Here is a 9241-nt window from a genome sequence, read left to right on the forward strand (position 1 = left end):
CCCGCCCGAAGAACCCCCGCCCGCCACCGCTGCCGCCCCCGAGACCCCCGCCGCCCCCGCCCCCAGGCCGCCGGCGACGAGCCCGGCCGCCTTGGCGTATCCGGCGGCGCCGAACCAGCCGATCACCGCGACCGGCACGACGGCGGGGATGCCACCCGCGACCTCCTCGATCTGCAGGGCCGCCAGCCGGCACCGCGCGCACTCCTCCAGGTGCTTGCGCAGCCCCCGCTCGGCCCGGGTGCGCAGCCGGCGGCGCGCGTAGGTGCCGAGCTGGTCGGCGTAGCGGGAGCACTCCTCATCGCTGGTGAGGGTGGCGCTGACATGCGCCTGGAGGTAGGCCTGCTTGAGGCCCTCGCGGGCGCGACTGGCGAGCACGCGCGTGCCGTTGGCGTCCAGCCCGAAGAGCGTGGCGACCTCGCTCGGCGACTCGTCCTCGATCTCGGTGTGCCACAGCACCGCCTGCCAGCGCTCCGGCAGCGAACGGAACGCCCGCATGGCCATCGACTGCTCCGCCTCGTGCAGCGCGCGGACATCCGCGCCGATCTCGAGGCCGGCCCCGAAGGAGCCCATGGACACGGTGTCCTCGGAGGCCTCGGCGAAGCGGCCGGCCTGCGCGGCGAAGACCGCGAAGTCGTCGACGAGCTGCTCGCGCTTCGCCGTCCGCGTCCAGCCGGCGGCGACGCGCCGCACGGAGGTGAGCAGGTAGGCGCGTACGGCGTGTTCGGGCCCGGCACCACCGCGCACCGCCTGGAGCATGCCGGCGAAGACCTCGGCGGTGAGGTCGTCGGCGGTGTGGGCGTCCCGGCAGCAGGTGCGCGCGTACCGGCGTACGGCGTCGGCGTGCCGGCGGTACAGCTCCTCGTACGCGGTGTCGTCGCCCGCGCGCATCCGGCCGATCAGCTCGGCGTCGGCCGGGGGCACGTCCCGCAGCGGAGGCAGGACGCCGTCCCCGCGCCGCTCGCGCTGCGCCGGGACGACACCCTCGTCGGCCCGGGGCACCCCCGCGCGCCCGCCCTGGCTCGGTACCTGCGGTGGGACCCGGCCACCGGCCTCGGCGTCACCGTCGGCCCGTGACTCGCCCCACCCGTCAACGCTCATCGCGCAAAGCCCCCGCCACCTGCCCGAACCGTCCCGATCACCGGGTCAGAGTGCCATATTGGCTTTTGTTCAGGACCGTACGGGACGACCCATCCACTCGTCCGTGGGGGCGTATCGCACATGGGCACGAGAGTTCACCCGAACGGGGAAGGTTCAACTGCCGCCGCTGGGGCAGCAGTTGAACCCGACACCCGAAATGCCCGAGATATCACCGCGCCTGGACCTCACTCCCGGAGCTGACTCCCGGAGCTGACTCCCGGACCTCACTCCCGGCTTTCACTCCCGGACCTCGCTCACAGCCACCGCACAGGGCGGTGACATCGAGGCGCTACGCGACCGGCCGCGACCGCAGCCCCTCCAGCAGGATGTCCAGCAACCGCGCCGACGCCGCCGCCTGCTGCGCCGCGTCCGGCAGCGAAGGAGCCGCCGTCGCGATCACCAGCAGGACGTCCGACACCGACACGTCCGGCCGCAGCTCGCCCGCCGCCCGAGCCCGCTCCACGAGCTGGCCCACGACGTCGAGCAGGGCCGCCGCCCCGGCGTCGTCCACGGCCGTGGACGCGCCCCCTTCCGGGAGCAGCCGCAGCTCACCACTGCCCGGCTGGGACCGCTGCTGCGGCACCCGCGCGCCCTCGACCGCCGGACCGCCGACACCGGCGACGACCGCGCCGGCACCCTCGGTGCCCTCGTCCGCGACGCCGACCCGCAGCACCTGCGGCGGCAGCAGCCGCCCGGCGCCCGACGCCACCGACGTGCGCAGGAAGCGCGACAGCGCCGACCACGGCTCTTCCTCCTGGCCGAGCGCCGCCCGCGCCTGGTCGGTCAGCCGGGAGGTCTCCTCCTCGGCTATCCGCCGCACCAGCACGTCCTTGCTGGGGAAGCGCCGGTACACCGTGCCGACCCCGACCCGCGCGCGCCGCGCCACGTCCTCCATCGGCGCGCCGTAGCCCAGCTCGCCGAACACCTCACGTGCCGCGCGCAGCACGTGCTCCAGATTGCGCTGTGCGTCCACGCGCAGCGGCGTGGTCCGCGGTCCGTCCCCGCGTCCGTTGCCCGCCGCACCGACCGCGCCGCCGGGTGCGAGAGCGGACGCGGATGACCAATGCGTGTCCTGAATATGCATGAATGATCCCCCGGTAATGACGTCTCCCCCCGGAGACTCTCCCCGCCATCGAAAGCCGGGGCGCATGGAACAAGGGAACCGTGACCCACCGGGACCCGCCCGTCGCGGACCCGAGGAGCGTCTCCCCCTACACCCCGTCGACACACGAACATAGTTGAGAGGGAGTCAATTCAGAAGGGGCAGGTTCCGCACGGAGCGTCCCCGAACGGAGTACGGGACACATACGTCCCGATTGTGCCCCTACCCACACCCTCATGCACACCGGCTGACCTGCACACTTGTTCCCCATGTCGGTGTTTCGGCCAACCCCGCGGCCGTAAACCCCCCGGTCACACAATTTGCCGGGGCTGTGGACAAACTCCGGCTACGGGTGCGTCATGGGATGGTGAAGGAACGTGCGCGCATTCTCGTTGTCGGCGGCGGCTACGTCGGGATGTACACGGCCCTGCGGCTCCAGCGGAAGCTGAAACCGGAACTCGGCCGGGGCGAGGTCGAGATCACCGTCGTCACCCCCGACCCGTACATGACCTACCAGCCGTTTCTGCCCGAGGCCGCCGCCGGCGCCGTCTCACCTCGCCACGTCGTCGTCCCGCTGCGCCGCGTCCTGCCGCGGTGCCGGATCGTCGTCGGTGAGGTCACCGCCGTCGACCACGCCAAGCGCACCGCGACCCTCACCACCCTCGCCACCGACGAGGAGGGCACCGGCCCCCGGCAGCTGGCGTACGACGAACTGGTCCTCGCGCCCGGTTCCGTCTCCCGCACGCTGCCCGTCCCGGGCCTGGCCGACTACGGCATCGGCTTCAAGACAGTCGAGGAGGCCATCGGCCTGCGCAACCACGTCATCGAACAGATGGACATCGCCTCCTCCACCCGCGACCCCGCGATCCGTGACGCCGCCCTCACCTTCGTCTTCGTCGGCGGCGGCTTCGCGGGCGTGGAAGCCCTCGGCGAGCTGGAGGACATGGCGCGCTACACCACGCGCTACTACCACAACATCAAGCCCGAGGACATGAAGTGGATCCTCGTGGAGGCCTCCGACCGGATCCTCCCGGAGGTCGGCGAGGACATGGGCCGCTACACGGTCAGCGAACTGCGCCGCCGCAACATCGACGTCCGCCTGCACACCCGCCTGGAATCTTGCGCCGACCGCGTCGCCGTCCTCAGCGACGGCGCCCGCTTCCCGACCCGTACGGTCGTGTGGACCGCCGGCGTCAAACCCCACCCGCTGCTCGCCGCCACCGACCTGCCCCGCACCGAACGCGGCCGCCTGAAGTGCACCCCCGAGCTGACGATCGACGGCGTCACGCACGCGTGGGCGGCAGGAGACGCCGCGGCCGTCCCCGACGTCACCGCCCCCGAACCCGGCACGCACACCGCCCCCAACGCCCAGCACGCCGTACGCCAGGCCAAGGTCCTCGCCGACAACATCGTGCGCTCCCTGCGCGACGAACCCCTCCAGACGTACTCCCACCAGTACGTCGGTTCGGTCGCCTCCCTCGGCCTCCACAAGGGCGTCGCGCACCTCTACGGACGCAAACTCAAGGGCTACCCCGCCTGGTTCATGCACCGCGCCTACCACCTCAGCCGCGTGCCCACCTTCAACCGCAAGGCGCGCGTGCTCGCCGAATGGACGCTGTCGGGGCTCTTCAAAAGGGAGATCGTCTCCCTCGGATCACTCGAACATCCCCGCGCGGAGTTCGAACTCGCTGCCGGTGGAAAGCCTTCTGACGAGTCACCCCGCGACCCGAAGGGGTCGTCCTGACCCGATCCAGGAACTCCCCCGGCCACCCCCACGTCTGACGAATGTCGGCCCGGACGGCGGCCACCCTGCCAGACTGCTCCCTGCCCCTGATGCCCCTTCTCGCCCCTCTCCTTCACCCACTCCCTCTTCTTCCGCTTCCTCCTTCCCCTTCTCCCCTTCTCCCCTTCTCCTTCTCTCCTTCTCCTTCTCCTTCTTCCGGGTGCTGCGACAATGTGCGGTCACCGCCGCGCGGCCCCCGGAGCCCAGGCCGGGCCCGGAGCCGGCCGTCGACGACTACACGAGGCAAGGATTCGTGAACTTCACGCGCTGGAGCGCCCGGCTCCCCGGAACGCAGCGCCGCGCCGCCGCGCGAGCCGAGCACACGGTCACCACCACGGACCGGCGGAGCGAAGGCTCCGTACCCGCGGCCCGCGCCGAACAACTGACCGACGAGCCGCCCCCGGTCCCGGCCGTCGACGAACTCCCGGTCCGTGAGGTCCTCGACCGCGTCCCGGCCCTCGTCGCCCTCGTCCACGGCCCCGACCACCGCCTCGCCTACATCAACGACGCCTACACGGCCGCCTTCGGAGTCCGGAACTGCGGAAAACCGGCCGCGGAAGCCCTCCCCGAACTGCGCGACCTCGGCCTCATGCCGCTCCTCGACCAGGCCCTGCGCAGCGGCAGGCCCCGCACCCTGAAGTCCCGCAAGGCCCCCGACGGCCGCTCCTACACCTTCACCTGCACCCCGGCCGCCGAGGACAACGGCGAGGGAGCCGTCCTCATCTTCGCCACCGACGTCACCGACCACGCCGAAGCCGCCGAACGCCTCAGAGCCAGCGAGCGCCGCCAGCGCGAAACCGCCGTCACCCTCCAACGCTCCCTCCTCCCCCAGGAACTCGAGCAACCGGACGATCTGCGCATCGCCGCCACCTACCAGCCCGGCGGCACCGAGGCCGCCGTCGGCGGCGACTGGTACGACGTCATCACCCTCGGCGGCGGCCGCACCGCCCTCGTCATCGGCGACGTCATGGGCCGCGGCGTCCGCGCCGCAGCCGTCATGGGCCAGCTCCGCACCGCGGTCCGGGCCTACGCCCGCCTCGACCTGCCCCCGCACGAGGTCCTCCAGCTCCTCGACGGCCTCGCCACCGAGATCGACGCCAACCAGATCGCCACCTGCGTGTACGCCGTCCACGACCCGAACGAGGGACGGCTGGTGTACGCCTCCGCCGGCCACCTGCCGATCCTGGTCCGCGACGACACCGGCACCGTCGTGCGCGCCGACGAACCCACCGGCCCCCCGCTCGGCACCGGCGGCTGGATCCACGCCTCCGGCTCGATTCCCCTGGGCCCCGGCTCGACGGCGGTCCTCTACACCGACGGCCTGGTCGAGCGCCGCGACGAGGACCTCGACGAGGGCATCGCCGCCCTGGAACGCGCCCTGGCCGGCGCCACCGGCACCCCCCAGGTCGTCTGCGACCGCCTGGTCCGCTCCGCCGGCGTCACCGCCGACCACGACGACGACGTCGCCGTCCTCGTCCTCCAGCACCCCGCCCGCACCGGCCCCGACAGCGAACTGTTCCGCAACGCCGCCCTGGAACTCCTCGGCGGCGTCGAAGCGGCCCCACGCGCGCGTGCCTTCGCCTCCGGCGTCCTCACCAGCTGGCGCTTCCCCGCCGACCTGCACGACCTCGGCGTCCTCGCCACCAGCGAACTCGTCGCCAACTCCCTCCAGCACGGCACCCCGCCCATGCGTCTGCGCCTGCGCCGCACCGACCGCCGCCTGATCATCGAGGTCACCGACGGCGACGACCACCTCCCGCGCCGCCGCCGCGCCGAACCCGGCGACGAGTCCGGGCGCGGCATCGCCATCGTCGCGACGATCGCCTCCCACTGGGGCAGCAGGCGCACCCCGGGCGGCGGAAAGGCGGTGTGGTGCGAGTTCGTCCTGCCCAAGCCCACCGACTGAAAGCCAACCCGAACACCCATTCCCCGGCGCACACCACCTAGGCGAACCCGCCCCCCGGTGCTACTAGCTCCCCATGGCAGACGCAACGGGCTTTCACCTCAAGGGAAGCGCCCCCGAGCGCTACGAACACTACGTCGCGCCCCTCATGGCGCCCTTCGTCACCGCACTGGTGGACGCCGCGGACCTCTTCCCCGGCGCCACCGTCCTCGACCTCGCCTGCGGCACGGGCTTCGCGGCCCGCGCCGCCGCCGCACAGGCCGGCCCCACCGGCCGCGTCGCCGGCACCGACGTCGACGAGGCCATGCTCAAGGTCGCCGTAGCCCTCCACCCCCGCCTCTACCCGGACATCGAGTTCACCGCGGCCCCCGCCGACGACCTCCCGTACGCCGACGAGACCTTCGACGCCGTCCTCTGCCAGCAGGGCACACAGTTCTTCCCCGACCTCGACGCCGCCCTGCGCGAAGCGGCCCGCGTCACCCGCCCCGGCGGACGCTTCACCGCCACCGTCTGGACCGACCTGGACGCCTCCCCCTACTTCGCCGCCCAGCACCGCGCCATCGAGCGGTACGGCGGCCCCGAACCGGCCGCGGCCTTCAAGCGGGCCTTCGACACCGCCGACCGTCTCACCACCGCCCTCGCGCGCGCCGGTTTCCACGGGCCGACCGGCCGCGAGCTCACCGTCCCCATCACCCTCCCCCCGCTGGAGGACTACGTTCCAGGCCATCTCTCCGCGACCTGCTGGGGCCGCACGCTCACCGAAACCGCCGGCGAGGAGGCCCTCGTCCGAGCCGCCGACGCCCTCCGCGCCGCCCTCCCCGGCGACACCTCCACCTTCCCCTTCACCGCCACCCTGGTGACGGCACTCCGCTGACACACGAAGGCGGCCGTCGCCCACCCGCGACGGCCGCCTCCACGCCCCTGCCTCAGGCCTCGGCGGTCACCGGCTCCACGGCCGCGCCACCCCGCGCGACCACCCGGTTCCGCCCCAGCCACGGCTGATCCTGCACAGCGGTCAACTGCCGCCCGAGCCGTATCGCCAGGACCGTGATCCCCAGCGAGAACAGCAGAAACGTCACGATGTACGGCGCGTGCAGCGAGGCCCCCATCGGCCCGCCCACAGCCGGCCCCACCGCCAGCGCCAACTGCTTCACCAGGGCGAACGCCGAGTTGTACTGGCCCGCCATCCCGGCCGGCGCCAGATCGGCGACGAGCGGCGCGACGGTCGGCGACAACATCGCCTCACCCAGCCCGAACAGCGCGTACGCCGACACGAACGCGGCCGTCGCCATCTCCTGGCTGCCGTGCCCGAGCCCGGCGTACCCGGCCACGAGCCACGCCACGGCCCAGATCAGCCCCACACCCGCGATCACCCGCGACCGCCGCTGCCGCTCGACGAACCTCAGCACGGCGAACTGCGCGACCACGATCACCGCGGTGTTCGCGGCCAGCGCGCTCCCGAGAGCGGACGTCGAGATACCCGCCGCCTCGACCCCGTACGCGCTCAGCCCCGACTCGAACTGCCCGTAGCAGGCGAAGAACAGCACGAAGCCCAGCACACACAGCTGCACCATGGCCCGGTTGCCCAGCAACTGCCGCCAGCTGCCCTTCGCGGACGCCCGCGGAGCCTCCCCGACCCGAGGCGCGCGCGGCATCCGCACCGACGCCATCACCGCGACCAGCACCAGGAACATCGCCGCCTCGATCGCGAACAGCAGCGTGAACGACGACACGCGCGTGGTGTCGACGAGATGACCACCGATGAGCCCACCGACACCGAGCCCGAGGTTCTGCAGGAAGAACTGCGTCGCGAACGCCCGCGACTGGGTCTCCGCCGACGAACACTCCACGATCATCGTCGCCAGCGCCGGCTGCATCACAGCCTGCCCGGCCCCCAAAGCCCCCGCGGCAGCCAGTACGGCGGTGGCGTCGCCGGCGAGCCCCAGGCCCAGCGCGCCCAGCGCGGCCGTGACCAGGGCGGCGATCAGGACCGGCAGCGGGCCGCGCCGCACGATCGCCCGACCGGCGAACGGCAGCACGATCAGCGCGGCCACGGCGAAGACGGCCAGGACGAGCCCCGCCGTCATGGCCCCCAGCCCCCGCACCTGCGCCACATAGACGTACAGGTAGGGGACGGTGAAGCCGAGCCCGAACGCGCTGAGTGCGTTGCCCACGTGGATCCGGCGCATCGCTGCGCCCATCGCCCTGGTCACGTTCACCTCTCTCAGGTAGTTGGTCAGTCTCAGGACTTAGAACCGAAGACTTAGAAGATAAATTTCGAAGCTAAAGAGTACACATCGAAGGACTTTAACGCCATCGACCGCGTGCGATACTGAGCTCCATGGGCGACACCCCGGACAGCACAGGCATCGGCAGCGAGCCGACCCTCGAAGAGCAGATCGCCGCCTACCAGCGCGAGTTCCAGGACCTCGACCCCCAGGTCGAGAAGATCGTTTCCGCGCTCTCCCGCCTGAACCGCCGGATGAACGTCGCCTACAGCCGGCAGACCGCCGCCCTCGGCGTCAGCAACGCCGAGTGGGAGGTCCTCAAGGCCCTGGTCCTCTCGGGCGCCCCCTACTGCATGGGCCCCAGCGACCTCGCCAAGCGCCTCGGTCTGACGCCGGCCGCGATGACCCACCGGATCGACCGCATGGTCGCGGAGGGATTGGTGACTCGGGAAAGGGACGAGACCAACCGGGTCCGGGTGATCGTCGAGCTGACACCCGAGGGCCGAGAGAAGTGGCTGGAGGCGATGCGCCTTGCGTCGAGCTTTGAGGAGGACCTGCTCCAGGACCTGTCCGCCCAGGAGCGGACGGCCCTCGGGGACGTTCTCACCAGGCTCCTGCGCCGGGTGGAAGAGGCCCAGCCGGACGCCGGCGGCCGCCTCAGCGATCTTGACTAAAAGATCTTGACAGCAGGGGTTGACGGACCCCTGGCAGGTCCGTATAGTTCTTCGGGTTGCCGGAGAGCCGTAACGGTTCTTCGACGACCTCCCGCCGCAGAAGCGGCACCTCAACCACAGCAAGATCTCCTGACGGGGTTGAATTCGTGTACCCGAATTCAATTCCACTCGGACCCGGCAGCTCGATTAGCGCCTACCGGGACGGATCGGCTAAGGTTTGAGACGTCGGAACGGCCCAACAGCCGGGAAGACACCCCCGCTGACTGGGAATCAGACGCCGAAAGGATCTGATAGAGTCGGAACCGCCGGAAAGGAAACCGCGAGAGCGGGAACCTGGAAAGCACCGAGGAAATCGGGTCGAGAAAAGATCTGATAGAGTCGGAAACGCAAGACCGAAGGGAAGCGCCCGGAGGA

Annotated in this window: 7 protein-coding genes; 4 read left to right on the plus strand and 3 right to left on the minus strand. The window is 71.6% G+C overall.

Annotated features, from left to right (window positions below; translation table 11 throughout):
- Both ALMP_RS17940 and ALMP_RS17945 read right to left on the minus strand, forming a co-directional pair.
- Nucleotides 1-1098 (minus strand): RNA polymerase sigma factor (locus ALMP_RS17940; RefSeq protein ID WP_264929403.1); only part of this gene is annotated, 1098 nt, incomplete at its 3' end.
- 328 nt (nt 1099-1426) lie between these two features.
- A complete protein-coding gene (locus ALMP_RS17945) occupies nt 1427-2221 on the minus strand; it encodes a TetR/AcrR family transcriptional regulator (protein WP_264929405.1) in 795 nt (264 codons plus the stop codon).
- Nucleotides 2222-2603: 382 nt separating this feature from the next.
- Here ALMP_RS17945 and ALMP_RS17950 point away from each other — a divergent pair, with 382 nt between their 5' ends.
- The 3 genes from ALMP_RS17950 (at nt 2604) to ALMP_RS17960 (ending at nt 6799) form a co-directional block, all read left to right on the plus strand.
- Nucleotides 2604-3983, plus strand: coding sequence for an NAD(P)/FAD-dependent oxidoreductase (locus ALMP_RS17950; protein WP_264929407.1), 1380 nt, complete (start codon nt 2604-2606; stop codon nt 3981-3983).
- A 292-nt stretch (nt 3984-4275) separates the two neighbouring features.
- On the plus strand, nt 4276-5928 hold the full coding sequence (locus tag ALMP_RS17955; protein WP_264929409.1) for a SpoIIE family protein phosphatase: 1653 nt from the start codon (nt 4276-4278) through the stop codon (nt 5926-5928).
- Between the two features lie 73 nt (nt 5929-6001).
- Nucleotides 6002-6799, plus strand: a complete 798-nt coding sequence (locus ALMP_RS17960; RefSeq protein WP_264929411.1) for a class I SAM-dependent methyltransferase — start codon at nt 6002-6004, stop codon at nt 6797-6799.
- A 52-nt stretch (nt 6800-6851) separates the two neighbouring features.
- On the opposite strand, the gene ALMP_RS17965 is transcribed toward ALMP_RS17960, so the two are convergent.
- A complete protein-coding gene (locus ALMP_RS17965) occupies nt 6852-8138 on the minus strand; it encodes an MFS transporter (RefSeq protein WP_264929413.1) in 1287 nt (428 codons plus the stop codon).
- Between the two features lie 128 nt (nt 8139-8266).
- Here ALMP_RS17965 and ALMP_RS17970 point away from each other — a divergent pair, with 128 nt between their 5' ends.
- Nucleotides 8267-8827: a MarR family winged helix-turn-helix transcriptional regulator gene (locus ALMP_RS17970; RefSeq protein ID WP_264929412.1), complete on the plus strand. Its 561-nt coding sequence runs from the start codon at nt 8267-8269 to the stop codon at nt 8825-8827.
- Nucleotides 8828-9241 lie beyond the last annotated feature (414 nt).

This window comes from Streptomyces sp. A012304 (assembly GCF_026008495.1).
GTDB lineage: Bacteria > Actinomycetota > Actinomycetes > Streptomycetales > Streptomycetaceae > Streptomyces.

Coding starts and splice junctions, on each gene's coding strand:
- ALMP_RS17945 (WP_264929405.1), bottom strand. CDS start 2,221: ATGCATATTCAGGACACGCATTGGTCATCCGCGTCCGCTCTCGCACCC.
- ALMP_RS17950 (WP_264929407.1), top strand. CDS start 2,604: ATGGTGAAGGAACGTGCGCGCATTCTCGTTGTCGGCGGCGGCTACGTC.
- ALMP_RS17960 (WP_264929411.1), top strand. CDS start 6,002: ATGGCAGACGCAACGGGCTTTCACCTCAAGGGAAGCGCCCCCGAGCGC.
- ALMP_RS17970 (WP_264929412.1), top strand. CDS start 8,267: ATGGGCGACACCCCGGACAGCACAGGCATCGGCAGCGAGCCGACCCTC.